General features: G+C 49.2%; 23 protein-coding genes. 13 read left to right on the top strand and 10 right to left on the bottom strand.

Going from position 1 to position 22,923, the window contains the following annotated elements:
* The first annotated feature begins 11 nt into the window (after window positions 1-11).
* The 10 genes from bluB to M0R47_RS13320 all read left to right on the top strand — a co-directional run bounded on the left by bluB (window position 12) and on the right by M0R47_RS13320 (window position 9,114).
* The gene (gene bluB, locus M0R47_RS13365; RefSeq protein ID WP_292555669.1) at window positions 12-665 is read left to right on the top strand and encodes a 5,6-dimethylbenzimidazole synthase; all 654 of its coding nucleotides are present in this window, start codon (window positions 12-14) and stop codon (window positions 663-665) included.
* Window positions 656-1,690, top strand: coding sequence for a nicotinate-nucleotide--dimethylbenzimidazole phosphoribosyltransferase (cobT, locus tag M0R47_RS13360; RefSeq protein ID WP_292555667.1), 1,035 nt, complete (start codon window positions 656-658; stop codon window positions 1,688-1,690). Before bluB ends, cobT begins: the two co-directional genes overlap by 10 nt.
* A 137-nt stretch (window positions 1,691-1,827) precedes the next feature.
* Entirely contained in the window at window positions 1,828-2,040 is a 213-nt protein-coding gene (locus M0R47_RS13355) for an addiction module protein (RefSeq protein ID WP_292555665.1), read from the top strand.
* Window positions 2,041-2,265: 225 nt separating this feature from the next.
* Window positions 2,266-3,087: an adenosylcobinamide-GDP ribazoletransferase gene (gene cobS / locus M0R47_RS13350; protein ID WP_292555700.1), complete on the top strand. Its 822-nt coding sequence runs from the start codon at window positions 2,266-2,268 to the stop codon at window positions 3,085-3,087.
* Window positions 3,072-3,635, top strand: a complete 564-nt coding sequence (gene cobC, locus M0R47_RS13345) for an alpha-ribazole phosphatase (protein WP_292555663.1) — start codon at window positions 3,072-3,074, stop codon at window positions 3,633-3,635. Before cobS ends, cobC begins: the two co-directional genes overlap by 16 nt.
* A gap of 61 nt (window positions 3,636-3,696) precedes the next feature.
* Window positions 3,697-4,740 carry an aminotransferase class I/II-fold pyridoxal phosphate-dependent enzyme gene (locus M0R47_RS13340; RefSeq protein ID WP_292555661.1) on the top strand — a complete coding sequence of 348 codons (1,044 nt, stop codon included), beginning with the start codon at window positions 3,697-3,699 and terminating at the stop codon, window positions 4,738-4,740.
* 298 nt (window positions 4,741-5,038) lie between these two features.
* Window positions 5,039-6,541 carry a cobyric acid synthase gene (locus tag M0R47_RS13335; protein ID WP_292555660.1) on the top strand — a complete coding sequence of 501 codons (1,503 nt, stop codon included), beginning with the start codon at window positions 5,039-5,041 and terminating at the stop codon, window positions 6,539-6,541.
* Window positions 6,542-6,644: 103 nt separating this feature from the next.
* Window positions 6,645-7,541: an adenosylcobinamide-phosphate synthase CbiB gene (cbiB, locus tag M0R47_RS13330; RefSeq protein ID WP_292555659.1), complete on the top strand. Its 897-nt coding sequence runs from the start codon at window positions 6,645-6,647 to the stop codon at window positions 7,539-7,541.
* Window positions 7,538-8,035, top strand: coding sequence for a bifunctional adenosylcobinamide kinase/adenosylcobinamide-phosphate guanylyltransferase (locus tag M0R47_RS13325; protein ID WP_292555658.1), 498 nt, complete (start codon window positions 7,538-7,540; stop codon window positions 8,033-8,035). Before cbiB ends, M0R47_RS13325 begins: the two co-directional genes overlap by 4 nt.
* Window positions 8,036-8,088: 53 nt before the next feature.
* Entirely contained in the window at window positions 8,089-9,114 is a 1,026-nt protein-coding gene (locus M0R47_RS13320) for a lytic murein transglycosylase (RefSeq protein ID WP_366513221.1), read from the top strand.
* 179 nt (window positions 9,115-9,293) lie between these two features.
* Here M0R47_RS13320 and M0R47_RS13315 read toward each other — a convergent pair whose 3' ends face one another.
* The 3 genes from M0R47_RS13315 to M0R47_RS13305 form a co-directional block, all read right to left on the bottom strand.
* Window positions 9,294-10,466, bottom strand: a complete 1,173-nt coding sequence (locus M0R47_RS13315) for a YncE family protein (protein ID WP_292555656.1) — start codon at window positions 10,464-10,466, stop codon at window positions 9,294-9,296.
* Window positions 10,467-10,553: 87 nt separating this feature from the next.
* Complete coding sequence (locus M0R47_RS13310) at window positions 10,554-10,826, bottom strand: DUF4242 domain-containing protein (RefSeq protein WP_292555655.1); 273 nt, start codon at window positions 10,824-10,826, stop codon at window positions 10,554-10,556.
* A 52-nt stretch (window positions 10,827-10,878) separates the two neighbouring features.
* Window positions 10,879-11,481 (bottom strand): TetR/AcrR family transcriptional regulator, encoded by a 603-nt coding sequence (locus tag M0R47_RS13305; protein WP_292555654.1) that lies wholly within the window; start codon window positions 11,479-11,481, stop codon window positions 10,879-10,881.
* A gap of 215 nt (window positions 11,482-11,696) precedes the next feature.
* Here M0R47_RS13305 and M0R47_RS13300 point away from each other — a divergent pair, with 215 nt between their 5' ends.
* Both M0R47_RS13300 and M0R47_RS13295 read left to right on the top strand, forming a co-directional pair.
* Complete coding sequence (locus tag M0R47_RS13300; protein ID WP_292555653.1) at window positions 11,697-12,194, top strand: hypothetical protein; 498 nt, start codon at window positions 11,697-11,699, stop codon at window positions 12,192-12,194.
* Window positions 12,187-13,389 (top strand): (Fe-S)-binding protein, encoded by a 1,203-nt coding sequence (locus M0R47_RS13295; protein ID WP_292555652.1) that lies wholly within the window; start codon window positions 12,187-12,189, stop codon window positions 13,387-13,389. The genes M0R47_RS13300 and M0R47_RS13295 overlap by 8 nt, the downstream gene beginning before the upstream one ends.
* 104 nt (window positions 13,390-13,493) lie before the next feature.
* Here M0R47_RS13295 and speD read toward each other — a convergent pair whose 3' ends face one another.
* Window positions 13,494-14,300, bottom strand: coding sequence for an adenosylmethionine decarboxylase (gene speD / locus M0R47_RS13290; RefSeq protein ID WP_292555651.1), 807 nt, complete (start codon window positions 14,298-14,300; stop codon window positions 13,494-13,496).
* Window positions 14,301-14,305: 5 nt separating this feature from the next.
* On the bottom strand, window positions 14,306-14,722 hold the full coding sequence (locus tag M0R47_RS13285; RefSeq protein ID WP_292555650.1) for an OsmC family protein: 417 nt from the start codon (window positions 14,720-14,722) through the stop codon (window positions 14,306-14,308).
* 137 nt (window positions 14,723-14,859) lie between these two features.
* Here M0R47_RS13285 and crp point away from each other — a divergent pair, with 137 nt between their 5' ends.
* Window positions 14,860-15,516: a cAMP-activated global transcriptional regulator CRP gene (gene crp / locus M0R47_RS13280; protein ID WP_292555649.1), complete on the top strand. Its 657-nt coding sequence runs from the start codon at window positions 14,860-14,862 to the stop codon at window positions 15,514-15,516.
* A gap of 171 nt (window positions 15,517-15,687) precedes the next feature.
* Here the strand turns inward: crp and M0R47_RS13275 are convergent, their stop codons facing one another.
* The 5 genes from M0R47_RS13275 to M0R47_RS13255 all read right to left on the bottom strand — a co-directional run bounded on the left by M0R47_RS13275 (window position 15,688) and on the right by M0R47_RS13255 (window position 22,923).
* Window positions 15,688-16,572, bottom strand: a complete 885-nt coding sequence (locus tag M0R47_RS13275; protein ID WP_292555648.1) for a DUF3014 domain-containing protein — start codon at window positions 16,570-16,572, stop codon at window positions 15,688-15,690.
* A 362-nt stretch (window positions 16,573-16,934) separates the two neighbouring features.
* Complete coding sequence (typA, locus tag M0R47_RS13270) at window positions 16,935-18,746, bottom strand: translational GTPase TypA (RefSeq protein ID WP_292555647.1); 1,812 nt, start codon at window positions 18,744-18,746, stop codon at window positions 16,935-16,937.
* A gap of 181 nt (window positions 18,747-18,927) precedes the next feature.
* Window positions 18,928-19,320 (bottom strand): rhodanese-like domain-containing protein, encoded by a 393-nt coding sequence (locus tag M0R47_RS13265; RefSeq protein ID WP_292555646.1) that lies wholly within the window; start codon window positions 19,318-19,320, stop codon window positions 18,928-18,930.
* A 444-nt stretch (window positions 19,321-19,764) separates the two neighbouring features.
* Window positions 19,765-20,673 (bottom strand): LysR family transcriptional regulator, encoded by a 909-nt coding sequence (locus M0R47_RS13260; protein ID WP_292555645.1) that lies wholly within the window; start codon window positions 20,671-20,673, stop codon window positions 19,765-19,767.
* 123 nt (window positions 20,674-20,796) lie between these two features.
* Window positions 20,797-22,923 carry a nucleoside-diphosphate sugar epimerase/dehydratase gene (locus M0R47_RS13255; protein WP_292555644.1) on the bottom strand — a complete coding sequence of 709 codons (2,127 nt, stop codon included), beginning with the start codon at window positions 22,921-22,923 and terminating at the stop codon, window positions 20,797-20,799.

Genomic DNA, 22,923 nt, shown 5'->3' with positions numbered 1-22,923 from the left:
GCCAGCCGTCCATGACCCAAAACCGCTACTCTGACGCGGAATGCGCCGCCGTCTATCGCACGATTTTTGAGCGCCGCGATATGCGCCACTTCTTGCCCGACCCTATCGCTCCCGAATTGCTGCTCCGCCTGCTGAATGCCGCGCACCATGCGCCCAGCGTCGGCTTTATGCAGCCGTGGCGATTTATGCGCATCAGCTGTCCCGAGCTTCGTAAAGCCATACACGCGCTGGTCGAGCAGGAACGCATACGCACCGCCAAAGCGTTAAACGAGCGCGAAGACGAATTTATGAGACTGAAAGTGGAAGGCATACTGGAATGCCCGGAAGTGCTGATTGCCGCCTTGTGCGAACAGCGGGAGCAGTATATATTCGGCCGCCGCACCTTGCCGGAAATGGATCTGGCATCCTTGGCCTGCGCCATACAAAACATGTGGCTGGCGGCGCGGGCGGAAGGCATCGGCCTGGGCTGGGTGTCGATGTTTGAACCGGAAGCCTTGAAAACCCTGTTAAACATGCCTGAAGATAGCCAGCCGTTCGCGGTTTTGTGCCTCGGCCATGTCGATAAATTCTACGACAAACCGATGCTGGAACAAGAGCAATGGGCGGATCGTAAGGACCTGAAAGATTTATTATTTGAAAATGTTTGGAATACACCGTGCCGCTAAATTTTGCCATTCCCCCGCTCGCTTCAACACTTAAAACCGCTTTACAAGCCAAAATCGACCAGAAAACCAAGCCGCGAGGTTCTTTGGGGCAATTGGAATCCCTGGCCTTACAAATCGGATTATGCCAAAACAGCCTGACCCCCCGTTTAAACAAACCGTGCATGCTGATTTTTGCCGGAGACCACGGCATCGTCGAAACCGGAGTCAGCGCTTATCCGCAAACCGTTACCGCACAAATGATTGCCAATTTTCTGGCTGGCGGCGCAGCGATCAGTGTTTTTGCCAAACAGCACGACATCGAATTATTGATTGTCGATGCGGGCGTTAACGCCGACTTGAATAGTCATCCCAAGCTGATTGATGCAAGCATCGGCAAAGGCACGCAGAACTTTCTAAGCCAACCTGCAATGACTGTTGATGAATGCGCCAAAGCCCTGCAAGCGGGAGCAGACCAGGTTTTGCGGCAACATCAAAGCGGCTGTAATTGTATCGGCTTTGGCGAAATGGGCATCGGCAATACCTCATCCGCAGCCGTGCTGATGCACCGTTTGACCGGCCTGTCGCTGGTACGGTGCGTAGGCCGCGGCACCGGTTTGAATGATGGGCAGTTGCAACACAAGTTAGTGGTGTTGCAGCGGGCGTTGAATAAACATAGAGATGTCATCGAACCCTTGGATGTACTGGCTACTTTCGGCGGCTTTGAAATCGCGATGATGGTTGGGGCTTACCTTAAAGCCGCCGAGCTGGGTATGCTCATACTAGTCGACGGCTTTATTGCCGGCACCGCGCTGTTAGTCGCCGGCAAACTGTACCCTCACGTGCTGGATTACTGCGTATTCAGCCATGTCTCCAGCGAACAGGGGCATCAGGCTTTGTTAAATCATTTCAATGCCAAACCCTTGCTGAACCTGGAATTGCGCCTGGGCGAAGGTTCCGGCATTGCCTTGGCCTACCCGCTGGTGCAATCGGCGGTCGTGTTTTTAAACGAGATGGCTACGTTTGCTGAGGCTGGGGTTGATCATTAAAAGACAGGTGAAAGGTTCAAGACGAAAGGCCCAAGGTTTTTTACCTTGAACCTTTCGCTTGCTTTAAAATCACTTATCTTGTTTCCATACGCATTTAGGAGCGAGAAAAACTCTTCAAAACTCTCGGAGACACCATCATGCTCAGCAGCCAAGAGCTTTACCAGCAGGTTAGCCATTTGCCGCCATTAGAAAAATTACGCTTAGCGGAGTTATTGCTGGCCGATTTGGATACGCCTAATCCGGAAATTGATGCTATCTGGCGTGAAGAAGCACAAAAAAGATGGCAAGCCTATAAAGCGGGCGAACAAAAAACGCTGAGTTACGAAGCGGTCATGAAAAAATACCAATGAAAATACCATCGTTCCCATGCTCCAGCGCTCGTCGTTATACACATCTCGACTTAGGCCGGAATAAGCCTGTCCGCGCGTTAAGCGCAGGACTGGCGTTTCCGGCGCACCAATTGCCGGAAACGCCCACCTTGGCTGACGCCGGGCGGTCTTATTCCGGCCTACGTCCAAGTCAACGTCCATACCTTGAACAAACTTGTGTATAACGACGAGCGCTCCAGCGTGAGAATGCAGTTAGCGGTGCTCCGGCGTCGCATTTGGCAACGCTGGAGCGTTGCCAAATGCGTTCCCACGCTGGAGCGTGGGAACGATAGGCAGCTATTCCTGTTAGCCCTCAGCTTCTACACCCGACTGCCTCATCTTCAAACGCTGGATTACAAGCAGCTGCCTCAGGCAGTTGTTTACCTGCCGCTGGTCGGCTGGCTGGTCGGCGGCATCTGCGGCTTGGTCTTTTACCTGGCTGACTGGCTTTGGCCGCAGACGACTGCGGTGATTTTGGCGTTAATTGCCGGCATCTTACTGACCGGAGCACTGCATGAGGACGGCTTTGCCGATGTCTGCGACGGTTTCGGCGGCGGCATGAACAAAGTGCGCATTCTGGAAATCATGAAAGATTCCCATATTGGAGTTTACGGCGTTATTGGGCTGTTGTTGTTGCTGCCGTTAAAGGCCAGTGTACTGATCGAAATGCCTGCCGCCGCCGTGCCTTGGCTGCTGCTGGCCGGGCACAGCGTCAGCCGTCTGCCGCCGTTGTTGCTGATGCAGCGTTATAGTTATGCGCGTGAGCATCACAGCAAAGCCTCAAGCGCTGTTTACCGGCCCAATTTCCGGGAACTGGTTTTTGCTACCGCCATAGCCTTGTTGCCACTGATGTTGCTGCCGGTATCATCTGCGCTGACCCTTATTCCGGCCCTGCTTGCGACCGTGCTCTTGGGGCATTATTTTTATCGCCGTATCGGCGGCTATACCGGCGACTGCCTGGGCGCAAGCCAGCAAGTTGCCGAAACTGTTTTTTATTTAAGCATGAGTGCCCTATGGAAATTTATTTGATTCGCCACACCCAAACCGCGACCGATCCGGGCCTGTGTTACGGACAAAGCGATATTGCCCTGGCCGACAGTTTTCCCGACGAGATGGCAAGCCTGCACGACAAGCTGCCCGAGTTTGACGGCGACTGTAAGGTTTTCAGCAGCCCGTTAACGCGCTGCCTGCAACTGGCCGAAACCTTTTCGAACACGGTGACCGCCGATGAACGCTTGCAAGAGCTTAATTTCGGCGATTGGGAAGGCCAGCGTTTTGACGACATCGATGCCGATGTTTTGCAGCATTGGACCAGCAACTTCGTGACTGCGGCTCCACCCCAAGGCGAAAACTTTGAGGACTTGTACCAGCGTTCAGGCAGCTTCTGGCAGGATTTGCTGGCGACTGAGGCCAAACAAGTTTTAGTGGTCACTCATGCCGGCGTTATTCGCGCTTTGCTGGCGCGCGCGTTGAACCTGCCGCTGGCCAATTCGTTTCAATTGCGGATCGATTCAGGCTCCGTGCATAAACTGCGCCGAACTGATGATTACCTTTACGTTGAATACATCAATTTATAATGAACCACGTTCGCATACGTTACAAAGCAAGCTTTGAACTCCAGATGCTGGAGTCCAAAGCTTGCTTTGGCCGAAACTTAAGTTATCAATGAACCACGGCGGCAATATTTACCAATTCGCCAAGCGTCTCGGTTGCCTGCCGGAACAGGTGCTGGACTTTTCGGCCAACATCAACCCGAAGCAAGCGGTCGATTTAAGTTGTTTGCAAGACGTTCAGCTTACGCCGTACGCCGACCCCGATTACAGCTTGCTAAAACAGGCGATCAACCGGCGCTACCCGGTTCCCGATGGTGTCGATATCGAGCTGTTCAACGGCGCCAGTGCGGCCATCTTCGCCCTGTTGCGCCGCTTGCAGCCGAAAGATTTGGTCTTGTATACGCCTTTGTACGGCGAATATGCGCATATTGCCGGGGAATTGGGCTGCACAGTGCATAACATCAACCGGTTCAACCTTCTGCTGGCTGATATTCCCGAACACAGCACGGTGATTTTTGTGAATCCGTCCACGCCGGACGGCCAACTTTACGACATGCCGGACTTGCTGCAAAAATGGCAGGCGGCAAACTGCACGATTATTATTGATGAGTCGTTTCTGGACTTCTGCACGGCCGGTTCGGTGACTGAACAGATAACGAATTACGATAAACTTTATGTGATCAAGTCGCTGAGCAAGTTTTACGGCTGCGCCGGTATCCGCATCGGCTTTATTTGGACGGCGGCATCGGCAATCAAAGCACTGCAACGCTTTGAACCAGCATGGAAGTTATCCAGCCTGGACATGGCCTATATGCAGCAGGCGCTGGCAAATACCGCATTCATCGAACAAACCCGCGAACAGACTGCGCATCTACGTGCTTTACTGCATCAGGCGCTGCAAGATTCCGGCTTGTTCGATAAGATTTATTCGGGACAGGCCAATTTCCTGCTGGCTCGTCTTACCAACCTCGACGGCTATCAGTTGCAGGCGCAACTGGAATCCTCGCGGATTTTAATCCGCGTCTGCGACAATTTCGAGGACCTGGATAAACGTCATGTGCGTTTTGCGGTCAAAGATGAGCAGGCCATAGCCCGGCTTGCCAACAGTATTAAGAACATTAAAAAATAAAAAACTCACCACGAAGCCAAAAGTAGGCGCCTCTAGGCGACACGAAGGACGCGAAGAAAAAACTCAGCATATGCTAACTATACGAGAAAGCCCTCTCCAGAGGGAGAGGGTTGGGTGAGGGGAAATCAAAGTAAGGAAAAAACTTGTTTTGATCCCCTCATCCTAATCTTCTCCCTGAGGGAGAAGGAACTGTTCGTCACGTAGAATAGATACCAAATTATAACTTCGTGTCCTTCGTGTCGCCTAGAGGCGCCTACTTTTGGCTTCGTGGTGAAAAGCCCTTTAAATGAAACTACCTATGAAACCATTAGCCGTATTCGGCACCAGTTCAGATGCCGGAAAAACCACACTGGTCATGGCCTTGTGCCGGATTTTTGCCGACCGCGGCCTGAGTGTTGCGCCATTCAAAGCGCAGAACGTGTCCAACAATTCCGCGGTTACCAAAGAGGGCCGGGAAATCTCCAGAGCGCAATGCCTGCAAGCCGAGGCCGCGCGGGTGGAGCCGAGCTACCTCTTTAATCCGGTGCTGCTTAAATCGCACGGCAACGGTTCGGTGCAGGTGATCGTCAACGGGCTGGTCTATCAAAACCAGTCGATTGCAGCCTATTACGCCGAAATCGACAGACTGAAGACGGAGGTTCAGCAGGCCTTTTCCAAGCTCCAGCAGGACTACGACCTGATCGTGGCCGAAGGCGCCGGGTCGCCGGTCGAGCTGAATTTATTGAACAAGGATTTGTCCAATACCTTTGTTGCGAATAGTTTCAACACCAAAAACATCCTGGTAGCGGACATCGAGCGCGGCGGCGTGTTTGCGTCGATTTACGGCACCTTGGAATTGATGGACCCGATCATGCGCGAAAACCTGATCGGCGTGGTGGTCAACAAGTTTCGCGGCGACCGGCGTTTTTTTGACGAAGGCGAAAAAATCATTACTGAGCGCTTCGGCGTTCCGGTTTTGGGCGTGCTGCCGTTTCAGCCGCTGAACATCGACATGGAAGATTCCCAATCGCTGAGTAATTACCGGCAGCGCCTGGACAACGCCAAAATCCGCGTTGCAGTCATCGCCTATCCGGGCCTGAGCAATTACAACGATCTCGATGTACTGATGGGCGATCCCGAGCTTTATGTTGAATTGATCCCTGCCTACCGTCCGCTGGAAGGCTTCGATATGGTGCTGCTGCCGGGCAGTAAAACCGTGATCCGCGATTTGCATTGGCTGAAAAATCAGGGCTTGTTTGAGGAGATTTTGCGATTCAACAAAGCGGTGTTCGGCATCTGCGGCGGCTACCAAATGCTCTGTGAAAGCCTGCATGATCCTGATGCGCTTGAGCATGATATTGCGATTGTCGAAACAGGCTTGAATCTTATCGACGATACGGTGCTGTACCAAAGCCCGAAGATACTGACGCGCGGCCAGTACCCGCTGTTTTCATATAAAGCAATCAGCGGCTATGAGATCCATTGCGGCCGCATGGACAAATACCCGCTGTATTATCAGGGTGGCCTGTTTGGTCGCAGCGGTTCCCTACCGCTTGCGACACTTCTGACCTCCATGGATGGAGGAAATGCCGAGGGCTGTCGGGAGCAGCCTCGGCCGCCATCCCTGGCAGTCGCAGGTACCCATGTGCATGGCGTTTTTGATGACGATGCGTTCCGCACCGACTATTTTAAAGTCATCAATCCGCACTATCAGGGCTATGTCTACTCGGATTACCGTGAAGCCGAAATTCAGGGCTTTGCCGATATGGTCGAAAAAAATCTGGATATAACCGCCATTTTGCAAGCGTTACAGGCGGATTAATGTTCGGAAGAGCAAACACTTCAAAGCAAGCTTTGAACTCCTGTATCTTTTGGAGTCCAAAGCTTGTTTGGCCGTTTACAGCCGGCGGTAAATGGAGGTTATGATGTTTTTTGAATTAGCGGCTTTGGCTTATCTGGTCGATATGGTCTTTGGCGAATTCCCGTGCAAGCACCCGGTGGTCTTGCTGGGCGATTTTATCTCCGGGTTCGAACGGCGCTTTTACCGCGACCGGATTTTACCCGGCGCGCTATTGGTAGTCAGCGTAATTGCATTAGCCTTATTGGTCAGCGTTACGCTGGTTTATTTATGCAGCTTTTTACCGGCTTGGTTGTCACTGATCATTTTGGCGATATTGGCTTCCACCGGCTTGGCGATGAACATGCTGCACGAAAGCGTCGCCGCCCTGTTAACCGCCGAGCAACCCAAACAGGCGTTAAGCTATCTGGTCAGCCGCGACACCCAGGACATGACCGAAACCGACATCTACAAAGCCGGACTGGAAACCTGGGCGGAAAACCTCAGCGACGGCGTTATCGCACCGCTGTTTTATCTCCTGTTGTTCGGCTTGCCGGGTATTGCCGTGTATAAAGCCATCAATACCATGGATTCAATGATTGCCTATAAAACCGAACGTTATTTTTATTTCGGCAAAACGGCGGCGATAGCCGATGATATTGCCAATTACCTTCCTGCACGGCTGACGGCCTTGCTGATTGTTATATTGGCAAAAGACAAACGACACGCCTGGCGCTGCCTATGGCGGGACGGCAATAAACTGGAAAGCCCGAATGCAGGCCACCCTATTGCGGCCATGGCCGGTGCGTTGGGCGTTGCCCTGGGTGGAGATGCCAGCTACCACGGCCAAATCAAACATAAACCCACGCTCGGTTTGCCCGTCAATCCGGTCGATAAATCCACATTAACCCAAGCATTGCATATGAAAACAGGCATCAATCTGATCGTTCTGAGCTTTTTGGCAGCCGGAGCCTTGCTGTCATGAAAACATTATTTACCGGCGGCATCAAAAGCGGCAAATCGCGGCTCGCGGAAGCCTATATCTTAGAGCTGGCGGCAACGGAAAAACCTTATTACCTGGCCACTACCGAATTCTTTGACGACGAGATGCGGGAACGTGTGCGCATTCATCAACAGCGCCGCCAGGACGCGTTTATCACTATCGAAGAGCCCGTTAAACTGTTTGAGGCGATGCAGAAATGCCGAGGGCCGGTATTGGTTGAATGCGTGTCAATGTGGCTGAACAACCAGCTTTATCACCAAATCTCCGAAACGGACATTTTGCAGGAACTGGAAGCGGTGCTGCGCTTACCGTTGTCTATGGTACTGGTGCATAACGAGGTCGGGCTGAGCGTCATTGCCGACAACCGTCTGGCCCGGCAATTTGTCGACCTGTCCGGCAAAGCCGCTCAATTAATGGGCCGGCATTGCGACCAGGTATTTTTTTGCAGTGCGGGCTTAAAGATGAGGATGAAATAGTGCTCTCGGGTGCATAATATAGGTTCCGTATCAACCCACATATTTACCAAGAGATGCACGTGAACTACACAAGCTATAAACGCTTATTTAAACTGACTTTGACACTCATGCTTGCCGGTTGCTCCAGCAACCCGGCCGTTAAAACCGACGCACCGCATCACAATACCGCCGCCGCTGTTACCCATCATTCTCCTGAAATTCAAGCGCAAACCTTTACCGGAACTTATGCCAATTCGTTGCCCGTGCAGAATTTTATCCGGCACATGGTGCTTGAACACAAGTTTTCAGAAAGCTATTTAAAGGACCTGTTCGCCAAGGCCAAGCGCCTGGATTACGTTATTCGCCTTGAAAATCCGGAGCCCTATCACGGCCCTAAGCCAACTCATCCCAAGTCGGGAGGCTGGACGCGTTACCGCCGGCAATTTCTTACCGAGGCACATATCAACGATGGCGTAGCCTTTTGGAGCAATAATGCCGATACCATCCAAAAAGCCAGCGCGACTTACGGCGTCGATCCCGAATATATCGTCGCCATTATCGGCGTGGAAACTTTTTTTGGTCGCAATGTCGGTAAAACCCGTACTCTTGATGCACTGACGACGCTGGCATTCGATACCCACCGGCGCGCCAAATTTTTTACCCAGGAACTGGAAAATTTTCTGCTGATGACCCGGGAAGAAGGCTACGATCCGCTGCAACCGGTCGGCTCCTGGGCTGGCGCAATGGGCCTGGGCCAATTTATGCCCAGCAGTTTCCGCAGCTTGGCGGTCGATTTCAACAACGACGGGCATCGTAATCTTTGGGATCAATGCGATGCCATCGGCAGCGTAGCGCATTACTTTTCGCGCAACGGCTGGCAACAAAAAATGCTGGTTGCGGAACCAACCCGAGGCTATGGCGGTGAGTCAACTATTGAGTTGGGCGTAATTAACGGCAGTGAGTACTGGCGCGTCCATCCCAATTTTAAGGTGATTAAGAAATACAACAACAGCGATAAGTATGCGATGGCGGTGCATCAATTGGCACAGGCGATTAAGCAGCGCTATATAGTCGTTGCAAACAACGGGCAGAAAACCTAAACCCCCTGACGCCACTTCAGAAGTAGTCATCAAATAAAAACCCGGGCGATTGGCGCGAATGCCAACCGCCCGGGTCAATCCAATGTTCTTCCGCGACAAGCCGACTCATTCCTCCTTATACATCCGGCATTACAACGGCCGGTAGCGCGCTGTACGCACCCTACCGAACAGCGTAGTTTTTAATGCGCATCATCATGATGCCATTTCGGCATCATGATAATACAGTTGGGGTTAAGCCCTTGTTTCTTGAATGTATCGATAGTGGCTTTCACTTCCTGCTTGTTCAGGTCGATCACGGTCATTGAACCGTCACTCATATCCGGCAAATTTAAAAAGCTGTTCTGCACGATGGCATATTGCTCGTCGGGTGTCAGCACCACATGGTGAGAGCCGCCTGCGGTTGGAATCGCCTTTAACAGCACCGGTTTGTCCGGGGACTGGCTGATGTCGAAAATATTGAAGTAGCCCGGATTGGCTGTGGTGACGTACATGCGGTCGCGCTTGTCATTGAAGTAGATTTCCAACGGCACGCCCTGTTTAACCTCGTTAAAGTCGAACACCTGCTGGAAATCAAAGTTCTTGTTTCCCGCATTCCAGGTGCCGGTCCACAGTGCGCCGCCAAACATGGTGTCGATATAAGCCATTGGCGGATTCGATTCGGGCAGGAACACCGCCTCAACGGGCGACACGCCGGAAGGAGACGGCTTGTCGGACAGTTTGTGGCTGGATAGGACTTTACCGCTGGACGCTTCGATAACGGTGACAGTTTCGCCGGCATCGCTGAGATCCGTCGGACTCACTGTGCTGGTAACCATAATGCGGTCGATATCGTCATTGATGCTGATGCCGTGCGGATAGCGGATAAACGCGTTTTCCGCATCGGCGGCAATCACTTTGATTTGCTTGTCGGTTTTTGCATCGCCGACGATGACGTTGCTTGAGCCCATGCAGGTCATGTACCAGGTCTTGTTGTCTTTGGAAAAGACCACGTCTTCGGCGACTTTGCAGTCAGGCACGTCGACTTTTTTAGGACGGTAAGGAACATGCGTCATGTCCATTACATGCAGCGCACCGTTGCCTAACGAGGTGATATAGGCTTTGCTGAGGTCCTTGTTGTAGAAAATATGATGGGCGACTAAATCGTCCGGTAACGGGATATCGTTCAGGATTTTGCCAAAATTCTTCGATGCCGGGTCGACATCGATAATTGCGATGCCTTCGCGTCTTGGCGTTTGACCTGGCTTGCTTTCGTAATTGGCCATTGCCAGTATTTCCGCCTGCGCCAGTACAGGACTAAGCAATGCTGTGCAAGCGAGCAGGGAGCGGGCGGCTTGTAATATTTTTGGCTTCATCGGAGTGCCTCTGTTTATTGGTTAGTTGATCGACCGGCTGCATACATAAACGGCCGGTCTTCTGCTGCGGCAGATATTGCCAATGGCTCATTCTGCGGTGGTGGGATCAATGACGGACCTGACCTGAGAGATACGGTTGGCCGGGAATCCGCCTTTTTCGGCATGTTCCCTGACTGTCTCTTCATCCGGCGCTATGTAAACGCAATACACCTTATCGTCGGTCACATAGCTTTCCACCCACTGAATCTTCGGCCCCATGTCGTTAAGAACACCGCAGGATTTCTGTGAAATATTTTGTAATTCCCGATAAGCGAGTGAGCCTGCACCGGGGATTTCGCGCTCGATAATATATTTTGGCATGTTGGTCTCCTGGTTGATTGTGGAAATAGTGGATCGGTTTTTTAAAGCGCAATCACGATTGTGCTTTAAAAAAATCTCCTAATAAATCCTGACAGCACTGCTTAAGCGGTGCTGACGATTTTTCAATTTTCATTCTGAGCAGAGCTCCCTGCCAGCTATTGACCAGCAGGTTGGCCATGTCTTCCGCCGATTTGTCGGTTCTTACCGTGCCTTGTTGCTGCGCCTTAGCCAAGCCTGATTGCAATAAATCCCGGTAACGCTTGATAGCGGATTGCAGGGATTTTTGGCAGATATCACTGGTGTCACCGAGCTCGCCCATTAAATTGCCTAGCAAGCAGCCACCTTTGAAATTGGCTCTTTCCAGCTCCGCAATGCCTTCGTCGAAGTAGCGCTGCAATGCGCCGAGCGCGTCGCCGTCAGACTGTTGTAAATGCGCGGCCAATTGTTTGATGAACGGCTCGATATAATGCTGGATGACTTCGGCGCCGAAGTTTTCTTTGCTGCCGAAGTAATTGTAAAAAGAGCCTTTTGGAATCTGCACCGCCTCCAGAATCTCTTTTAATCCGGTGCCGTGATAGCCCTGCTCCATAAGCAAGGTTACGCCCTGATTTAACAGATTCTCTCGGTTAATTTGTTTTTTTATAGATTCAGCCATGTTTTTATAATACGACCGGTTGTCTCAAATTGTCAAAAGATTTTGTTTTTGAATAGGGGAAAGGCGAAGAGCTAAAGGCTAAAGACACCGGAATTTGAGGATCTGTCTGTTCACCCTTCACCTTTCCCCTTTCATAGAATCCCCAAACAAATTCAATCCCCATAACAACAGGGTTTGATATCATAGACCGCTACATCCACTTCACAGGAAACAACATGGGCGACCAGGTTGAACATGAATCTTTAAAATCCGATCTCATCCTGCCTTGGGCCATCGTGGGCATAATGCTTGCAACGCTGGCGGCTTATCTGGTTGCCTGCCATACCTTGGGTGAGCAGTTGCAACAGCCTTTGCCGGAAGACCGCCGTGTGATGCTTAGAACGATCTTTTATGTCATCGCCATCGCGACTTTTCCGCTGACCAATCTGATTCGGCACATCCAGCTTCGGTTGAATCAAACCATGCCGATGTCTTCCGCCAAACAAGAAGCTGCTAGCGTTGCAAAAAGCCGCTATCTGGTGACTGTTATTGTCTCCATGGCGCTGGTTGAAGTTGTCGGGGCTTTTGGCCTGGTCATGTTTATGCTGGGCGATGGTTTCAATACCTTATATATATTCACCGGGCTATCGGCCCTGGGGCTGTTTTTATACCGACCCAAAGCCGATGAATACTTTGAAATAATTGACGCAATATCCGCACAAAACCATGAATAATTTATTAGCTGACGCGGACCTCTGCGTCAAATGCGGCTTATGTCTGCCGCACTGCCCCACTTACAACAAAACCCAAAACGAAAACGAGTCGCCTCGCGGCCGCATTGCATTAATTCAGGCCTGGGCCGGAAAGCATCTTGAAACATCAAAAAAGCTGGTTGAGCATATCGACAACTGTCTGCTGTGCCGATCCTGTGAGCGGGCTTGCCCTGCCGTGGTACCTTATGGCCGGTTGATTAATAATTTTCGCGAACAGATAAAGGGCGAACGCGATGCTACGCTGTCGGTGTCATTGATGAAGAGAATATCCCACAATAAAACGGCCGGTCGTTTGGCGCAATCGGGGTTAAAGTTCTATCAAACCACTGCTTTGCAAAAAACGGCGCGATTGCTCAAATTACCCGAGTTATTACGACTGGATAAAATTGATCGACTATTGCCTGATTATCATGAACCCAAGCCTTTGGCGCCGTTTTACCCGGCAACGACTGACGTGAAAGGCAATGTAGGCTTGTTTGTCGGTTGCATGGGGTCTTTATTGGATCATGAGACTGTCGATGCGGCAATCAAGGTATTAACAGCAGCGGGATTTAATGTATCCATACCTGAACAGCAAACCTGTTGCGGCGCGCTGGACTTGCATGATGGCGACACTCAAACGTCCGAACAGCTGGCCGCAACTAATTGCAGCGCTTTTGCGGAAAACAGCCTGGATGCGGTAGTGACTATTGCCAGCGGTTGCGGCAGCCAGATGCGGGAATACCGGCAAGCTGACTTTGCTAAAAAGGTGGTTGATATTAGCCAGTTTTTAGTCAAATCGGGCTGCGATCTCAGTGATCAACTGCGGCCATTGGCCGCATCGGTCTGTCTGCATACGCCGTGCTCGCTGAAAAATGTCATGCGCGAGGAGCAAGGAGCGCTAAAGCTTCTGCAACAAATCACTGATATCAAAATCAGGCCGTTACCTGCGGCAATTCAATGTTGCGGCTCAGCGGGCAGCTATATGCTGGATCATCCGCAAATGTCACAAGCATTGTTAAATGATTTATTAAATGTAGCTTTAGAAGATCGGCCCGAGTATCTGGTCAGCTCCAACATAGGCTGCGCTTTGCATATCTCGGCGGGGTTAAGAGAGAGAGGGGTGGCGCTTAAAGTGCTGCATCCGATTACATTAATTGCGCGGCAATTAAAATGAAATACCCCGTAGGCTCTGTTAAAGAGCCTACGGGGGATGCTAAGAAAGGAATTTTATAAAGATTAACAGGGCGACCGGAAAACCGTCCCTGATGCGCTCAAGAATCAGGCTTTAACTTCTTCATAACGCTGGCGGTAATTGTGCCCATAAAAAATTTCAGTCACTTCCTTATGCAGCTTGCTTTCTATTTCCGCTTTTTGCTCGTCAGTCAAGTCGCATTCCTTCTCGAATAGATAATTTTCCAGCTCAGTTTCCTTGAGCATCATCTTGGTGTGAAAAATATTTTCCTGATACACATTCACATCAATCATCTGGTAGCTTTCCTGTGTATCCAGCGCAATATAGTCCTGAATAGAGGTGATTTTGTGATCGATATAATGCTTCTTGCCTGAAATATCACGGGTAAAGCCGCGCACTTTATAGTCCATCGTCACGATATCGGATTCAAAGCTGTGAATCAGGTAATTGAGCGCTTTCAACGGCGAAATCCGGCCGCAGGTTGAAACGTCAATATCCGCACGAAAGGTACTGATGCCGTTATCGGGATGGCTTTCAGGATAAGTGTGTACGGTAATATGGCTCTTATCCAGATGCGCCAGTACCGTTTCAGGCAACGGACCGGGCGATTGACTGTTCATGCTGGGCGGTGGCGGCGCTTCGCCCTCGGAGATCAGCATGGTGACGCTGGCGCCTTGCGGTTCATAGTCCTGGCGGGCGATATTAAGGACTTGCGCGCCGATAATGTCGGCCACATCCTTAAGAATTTGGGTCAGTTTATCGGCATTATAAGCTTCATCGATATACTCGATATAAGCCTGCTGCTGTTCAGCCGGTGCGTAGCAAATATCATATATATTGAAACTGAGCGACTTTGTTAAATTATTAAAGCCGTGTAATTGCAATTTATTCAAAATAGTTAAACCTCGATAACTTCAAAATCATGGGTGATTTCCACCGCTTTGCTTAGCATAATGGATGCAGAGCAATACTTTTCTGCGGATAACTTTACCGCCCTTTCAACAGCCGACGCTTTTAAATCATGACCAGTAACAATAAAATGCAGATGAATTTTGCTAAATACGCTCGGGACGGCATCCACCCGCTCGGCAGTGACCTCCGTCACACATTTAACAATGTCATTTCTGCCTTTTTGTAAAATCTGCACCACATCAAAAGACGAACAACCGCCCACGCCCAGCAAAAGCATTTCCATAGGGCGTATACCCATATTACGACCACCGTGGTCAGGAGGGCCATCCATAATTACAGCATGTCCGCTGCCGGTTTCGCCAACGAACATCACGCCATCGACCCATTTAACTGTTACTTGCATTTTTTTTCCCGATTAAAAATGACGCATAGAGTAGCATAAAATCGTTTATTGCCAGAGTAACAATATTGATTTTTTTGTTAAAATCCTGCATTGTTTGCGGTTATTACTACAGCACTGATAACAAATGAATTGTTGCTATGACACTTAGAGTTCAAGAAAACCACAATAAAGAAGCACTGGAGCATTTTTTACGTTTTTGCCACATTAAAAAATATCCAGCCAAGACCACCATCATTCGACCTGGCGACATAGGAGACCGGCTGTATTTTATCATAAACGGATCGGTTAGCGTTTGCGTGGAAGACTCCGACGGAGGGCATGAACTTATTCTCGCTTACTTAAATAAAAATGAATTTATCGGTGAAATTGGCGTTTTTAAAGCAACTGAAGCGCGAAGTGTCAGCGTTAAAACACGCGGCGAATGCCATTTGGCCGAAATAAGCTACGAGCGGCTTCGGCAAGTATTGAAAAAAGATCTCATGGCGCATGCCTATGACATATTTTTTATGATTGGCGAACAATTGTCGGCGCGGCTATTAAAAACCAGCCGTGATTTACGCGATCTGGCATTTATGGATGTTGAGGGGCGAATTGCCCGAACCTTGCTCGATTTGTGCAAAAGTCCCGAAGCAATAACACATCCTGACGGCATGCAACTGCATATCTCCAGACAAGAAATCGGCCGCATGGTCAGCTGCTCAAGAGAAATGGCCGGGCGCGTTTTAAAAGAACTGGAAAACAAAAAACTGATTAGCGCACATGGCAAAACCATTGTGGTGTTTGGCACACGGTAACGCCTGAAAGCATCTTCTATCAGAAGCGCTGTCTCCGCCATCACCGCTAGTCATCGACAATTGCTCCTCATCTAAAACGACCCTTTTTTGCACTCTTTGCTGTTTTCTTATAGGAATTGTAGCCTTGTCGTGCCGGCGGTCCACCTTACGATGTAACCATTCAACCCAGGCTTATTCTTTTAGATTAACCAAACCTTCAACAAGCAAGCGCACTTTATTCTGAATAACCCGAGTATTATCCGGCCCCATGCGCAACATCTGTTTATGTACCGGATTGAGCGCCTCAAGCTGTTGGTCGGCAAATCTATAATGCACCGCGCGCCTTTCCACTACAATTTGCCCCTCTCTGACAGGTGCGGCAAGAATGACTGCCGCCGCTTTTGTGAAAGTATCTTCCAGGCTGTACTCATCCGGATAGCTAAACTCCTTAAAAACCTGTAACAACAGCGGCCTAAACTTTTTATATACTGCAAGTGTTGCCTGTAAATCGAGCGCATTGATTGCTGCGGCCAGCCGGTCATAGCGCTGGTAACTTTTAGTGGCTATAAACAGTTTCTCATTATCCTGGTCGACTGCAAACGGCTGATCCGGCTCAAGAAAACGCAAATGATTTTCAAGGCGCAAGCCCTGAGAAAAATCGTTGGCGATAACAACATATTTCCTGATCAGCTGCTCAGCTTTCAGCCACTCGGCAAGCGCTGGGGAAACCCCAGCCATTTCCTCTCTCAGCAGCGCATCGCTATGCTCAAGATCAGGCAGAATAAACGAGGTATCCTGTTGCAATTCTACAATTGTGCCAGCCGTTGCTTCAGGACCGGCTTCTGTAGCTACCATTCCGTCTATCGCTCTACCGAGCGATAGTGGGTCAACAGCGCCTTTCTTTATGGGATCTGAAGGAAGCGCCAAAGTTCGCGTTTCAGGCTCTGTTGAGGCATCGTTTTGCAAATGATTAAAGCAAAACCATCCACCTGCCCCGAAAGCGATCAAAATCACCGCCGCCAGGATTGTTGTTGCGCTAATTTTTTTACTTTTAACCCGATCATCGTACCGATTCATAAATAAAACCTTATGCGTATAGTTTCAGGCGATTATACAACTATGCCGATTGCCTCATCATGAGCGTAACAGCAAACTTTTAAAACCTTATGGATTTTTAGGAACTTAGCGCAATCAAAATACTTTGCTTGCAGGGATAGGAACGAAAGCGAAAGCTTTGCACGTTCATGCTGGGCAGTTAGGCCACAAAGCCTAATTGAATTGTTGAATTTATGGGGTGGATTTGCCTAAGAATCCAGGCTGACTTGTACAAATACGCCCTTTGCAATGAAAGACAAACGGGCACTAAACAGCCCTGTTTTTACTGTAAAGGAGTTGGCTTGCCTGATGGCAAGCCAACACAATGACACTACATCCTTGCCTTATCCTTTCGATGCTCTTTTACGTTCATTTTCAGTTAACAGCTTCTTGCGTAAGCGTATCGATTTTGGGGTAACTTCAACCAGTTCATCTTCAGCAATAAATTCCAACGCTTGCTCCAGCGTCATTTTTTGGATTCTTGCCAACACCAAACTTTCATCGGTACCCGATGCGCGGACGTTAGTCAGCGGTTTAGGTTTGGTCGGGTTAACCGTTAAATCATTGGTGCGGGAATGCAGACCAACCAACATCCCTTCATAGACTTCATCGCCATTGACCAACAATAACTCGCCGCGCTCCTGTAGCGGATGCAGTGAATAGGTTACGGCTTTGCCTGCAACCATTGAAATCATCACGCCGCGCGAACGATTGCCCACTTCACCCGCTTTCATCGGACCGTAATGGTCGAATACATGGTAAAGCAAACCGGAGCCTGAAGTCGCGGTCATAAACTCGGTCTGGAAGCCGATCAAACCGCGTGACGGCATCATGTATTCCAAACGGATACGGCCTTTGCCATCAGGAACCATATTGGTTAAGTCACCTTTACGCTCACCCAATTTTTCCATGATCGTACCCTGATGGATTTCTTCCACTTCAATGGTGACCATTTCAAACGGTTCGCACTTTTTACCGTCAATTTCTTTTAGAATAACTTCAGGACGCGATACGCCCATTTCAAAGCCTTCGCGGCGCATGTTTTCGATCAATACCGACAGATGCAATTCACCACGACCTGATACTTTAAATTTATCCGGGTCGCCGGTGTCTTCAACTTTTAGCGCGACGTTATGTTGCAATTCTTTGTCTAATCTATCGCGGATTTGGCGCGTAGTAACAAATTTACCTTCGCGTCCGGCAAACGGCGAATTATTGACCTGGAAAGTCATGGTTACCGTCGGCTCATCAACCGATAGGGGGGTCATGGCTTCTACGGCATCGGGATGACAGATGGTATCCGATATTTCCAGCTTTTCAATACCGGCAAAAGCAATGATATCGCCGGCACGGGCTTCTTGAACTTCAACACGATCCAAACCATGGAAGCCGTAAACTTGCAGCATGCGGCCTTTACGCTCAACACCTTCCCGATTAACAATAACCAACGGCATGTTGGGCTTTATCGTACCGCGTTGAATCCGACCAATACCGATAACGCCGGTGTAAGTGTTGTAATCCAGGCTGGTAACCTGCATTTGGAAAGGGCCGTCGATATCAACCGGCGGCGGGCTAACTTTAGAAACAATCGTTTCAAATAGCGGCGTCATATCGCCGCCGGTGACAGTGTGTTCCAAACCGGCATAACCATTGATTGCCGAGGCAAATACAATAGGAAAATCCAATTGTTCATCGGTTGCTCCCAAGCGGTCGAATAAATCGAAAGTTTGATCGACAACCCAGTCAGGACGAGCACCAGGGCGGTCGATTTTATTGATGACCACAATCGGCTTCAAACCCAAAGCAAACGCTTTTTGGGTAACAAATCGGGTTTGCGGCATAGGGCCGTCCACCGCATCGACCAGCAGCAATACCGAGTCAACCATCGATAACACCCGCTCCACTTCGCCGCCGAAATCGGCGTGGCCCGGGGTGTCAACGATATTGATATGGTAGCCGTTCCAATCCAGCGCCGTATTTTTGGCCAGAATAGTGATACCGCGTTCTTTTTCAATATCGTTAGAGTCCATAATCCGCTCAGTCACTTTAGTATGAGCGGCGAACGTGCCGGACTGTTGCAATAATTTGTCAACCAGGGTGGTTTTGCCATGGTCAACGTGGGCAATAATTGCAATATTTCTTAATTTTTCGATCACTTGTATGTACTCTAAGGTTTAAATAAATAAATGTAGAATGCGTTGTGCGCATTCTTTAAGCATGATGAGTGCTGTAGCACCCTAATGGATTAATTGCGGGGGAAGAAAGGACGACCTGCCGTCATGACTGCTGTTTAGATTTTGTTGGACGCTCCCGCTTGGTCCAATTATAGGTATAAGATTAACTCTGCTCCCAAGGCAAGCCCTGAAAACGCCAGCCGCCAAGATTGCCTCGATGCTTATGTTCATCCAAGGCGCCTTCAAAACCGTCAACAATATTAATGAGTAATTGATACCCGGCTTCTTCCAGCGCTTTTGCCGCATCCAGAGACCGTTGGCCGCTACGGCAAAGCAATAAAACCGGCGCATTGCGATTGGCTACAATTCTTTTAACTTCGGGGACAAACTGCGGGTTAACCTGCCAATCGGGCGCTTCCTTCCAAGGAATTGATATTGCACCAGGCGGGTGTCCTACAAAGGAATGTTCAACTTTTGTTCTTACATCCACTAACACGGCATCAGAATTATTTTGTAACAAATCCCATGCTTGTTGTGGATCTAAATTTTCTATCATCGTTTAATCTCAATGTGCGTTTTTACCGCTCGGCAACTGCTCCTGACGCTCATGCGTCAGACTTATTGTGCTTAGGCACGAAACACATTGCAGTGATGGAACTAATGAGCGTCGCTACCTCCGGCTCATCCTAAGCCCCTGCTTTTTCTCGCGTAAAACTCCGATAAAGCAGTAATTCCTCCGGTTTATGAACGCCTATTATCTCATCCCCTAGGCTGCGGTCAAGAAATCGACTCATGCCGATACTATTAAAACCAATTTTATCACAACCAGAGCGAATAATTTTTTTCTTGACGAGTATTGATGTTTAGCCCTCGGCTACAAGGATGCGGATAAAAACATGAACAGAAACGAAAGCTTTGCCGGACTTGCATAAATCATTATAGAGCCATCGGCACAAGCCACATACAGGCAGCCATCGCCAAATACGCTACCAATCATTGCTTATTCAGTTCCCGGCAAACTAACCCGATATTCCAGCCATTCCTGCAAAAAGTCCATAAAACTTCTGACCTTAGCTGACAAATATTTTCGATGCGGATATACCGCATGGACGTCTAAAGGCGGTGAAGTGTAATTCTCCAAAACGACTTTTAACTTGCCCTTTTCGATATCCCTACCCACAATGTAAGTGGGTAACATCACCAGTCCCAAGCCATTAATTGCAGCGATCCGTATCGGATCCGCAACATTTGCCTGCATTCTCCCGGAAACATTAATTCCCGTATAACCGGCTTCGCCTTTGAAAAGCCATTTGTTCCTTGGCGCAATAGCCCAATTAACCAGGCAACTATGATTTTCCAAATCTTCCGGTGTCTCGGGAATGCCATATTTCTCAAAATATTCCGGCGACCCGCAAACAAGCAACGATGAACTGGCTAATTTCCGGGCAAACATGCTGGTATCATCCAATGCCCCTAAAAAAATAGCGACATCAATCCCCTCATCTATCAAATCGCCGGGGCTACTTTGAATGATCATCTCGATAGTTAAATCGGGATGCAGTTTCAAAAACTCGGACACGGCACGAGCAATATGCGTCGACCCAATGACCGGGGGCGCGCTGATTCTTAAAATTCCCCTGGGTTCAGTCTGCAGATGCGTTACCGCAGCCTCCATTTCCTCAACCTCGAGCAACACTTGCTGGCATCGTTCCAGATAAGATGCGCCCACGTCTGTCAGGCTTAAGCTGCGCGTGGTCCGGTTGAATAATCGCGTACCCAACACACCCTCAAGATGCATAATATGCTTGGTTGCCATGGCTCTGGAAATATCCAGATCACGCGCGCCACCAGCAAAACTTCCGGCTTTTGCCACGCGAACAAAAACATTCATGCTGGTTAATTTATCCATTTACAACTCGCCTAAAAATAATCGTCTAAGTGACTGTCACTTTAAGATATATAAAATGATTGCCATGTTACGAAAAGTCCCTGATCACATACTTTCCGACCTTTGCCACCGGCACGATAACCTTCATGCTGGTGTATTACTCATTACAAGTCGCCTATCTTCTTTCCATAACAAATCTTCAATTTCACATTGCGGTATGAAACCGGCAACAGCATCGGTCAAGATCTCTCTAATCCGCTCGAAATCATCATTCTTTGCTGCCTGCTCTAATGTTCCCAGCATTCCCTCTAGCTCGGACCAAGGAATAACATGCTCCTGCGCACGCATTATTCGTGCATGGCTGGTTGCTGAAACATTGTCGCCGATCAAAAGTTCCTCATACAGTTTTTCTCCAGGCCTTAATCCCGTAAAACTAATCCCGATATCACCATCGGGATGTTCAGAATCCTTGATTTCCAAGCCACTCAAATGGATCATTCTCTTCGCTAAATCAACAATACGAACAGGCTCCCCCATATCCAGCACAAACACATCGCCTCCCAAGCCCATTGCTCCCGCCTGAATAACCAGCTGAGATGCTTCAGGTATGGTCATAAAATAACGAATGATCCTTTCGTCGGTAACAGTCACCGGTCCGCCTCTAGCGATCTGCTCTTTAAACAACGGAACTACGGACCCTGAAGACCCCAGCACATTACCAAACCGCACCATCGTAAAACGGGTTTTGGCATTATGGCCCGCATCTAAGGTTAGCGCCTGCAAAATTAATTCAGCAAAGCGCTTGGTCGCACCCATGGTATTGGTTGGCCTAACGGCTTTATCCGTTGAAATAAGCACAAAGGTTTCAACGCCTGTGTTAATTGCCGCTTGTGCCGTATGGAGCGTTCCAAAGATATTGTTCCAGATCGCTTCGCCCGGATTTTTTTCAACCATCGGTACATGCTTGTAAGCCGCTGCATGATAGATGGTTTGCACATTGAACGCCTTACATATTTTTTCGCATCGACTAGCGTTAGTGACCGAGCCCAACACAGGAATGAGCTTTATTTCTTTACCGTTTTTTATATCGCCAGGGATGGTGCTTATGCCGCCAACCAACCGGGAACTGGCGCGGCGTTTGGATAACAAAAGCTGCAACTCTTTTTCGATGGCATAAAGCGCAAATTCACTCATTTCAAAAAGAATCAGCGAATTCGGCTGCAATCTGATAATTTGCCGACAAAGCTCGGAGCCAATAGACCCTCCTGCCCCAGTCACCATCACCACCTTGCCTTCAATATTGGCGCACAACAGAGATTGATCCGGTGCCACAGCATCACGTCCTAAGAGATCAGCAATATCAACCTCCTGCAACGCATCAACGGTGACTTTGCCTTGAGCAATGTCAGACAAGCCCGGCATAGACATCACGTGTACAGCAAAAGGCTCTAACAAACGAATAATTTCACTTTTACGTGACCGATTAGCCGAGGGCAGCGCCAGCAGAACATCTGAAACCTGATGTCTCTCTATTAAATACCTTAACGAACTTAAAGGATAAATCCGAAGACCGTTGACCTTTTGCTTATGCAATTTTTCATCATCATCAATGAAAGCAACCGGTCTGAATTCACGTCCATAGCTTAATGCGGAAGCCAACTGTACACCGGCGTTTCCTGCGCCATAAATCACCACATTCCTTTTTCTTTGACCTTTTGCTTCACGGGCTCCACCTAGGTTTAAATAGACCTCGCCCAGCCACCACCGCGCAAAAAAACGGCTACCACCTACCAACAGCATCATATTCAACCAGTTAAGCGGTAAAACCGTCCTGGGAACGCCTTTGATGCCGGACTCATACAGGACAAACGAAAAAATCAGAGCATAAAGTGTGGTTGCCTGAATAATGGTCCATAAGGCCCTGACTTCTATATACCGAATAATCGCACGGTACAAACCCAACTTAACAAAAATCGGAACAGCAATAACAGGTGCCGCAGCAAACAAATACCACTCATCGTCTTTTGGGACATACAACTCCCCCCAGCGCAGAGAAAAAGCCGCCCAAAGGGCGAACATGGCAAAAAACACATCAGCGCTAATAAGGATAAAAGCTTTTTTGGGGCGGGAAAGGAGGATAAACCAAGTACGCATATTTAATCTCATGAGAGAATTTGTTGATTTATCGTCGTTTTCATTCGCCGCACCTGCTCCGGGCAAACCTGCGGCATACACACCAGCTCTGACGATAACAACCCATTCTCGTACCAT

This window comes from Methylobacter sp., assembly GCF_023227905.1.
In the GTDB taxonomy this organism is placed as follows: Bacteria; Pseudomonadota; Gammaproteobacteria; order Methylococcales; family Methylomonadaceae; genus Methylobacter_A.
This window is presented reverse-complemented; position numbering and strand designations above follow the sequence as displayed.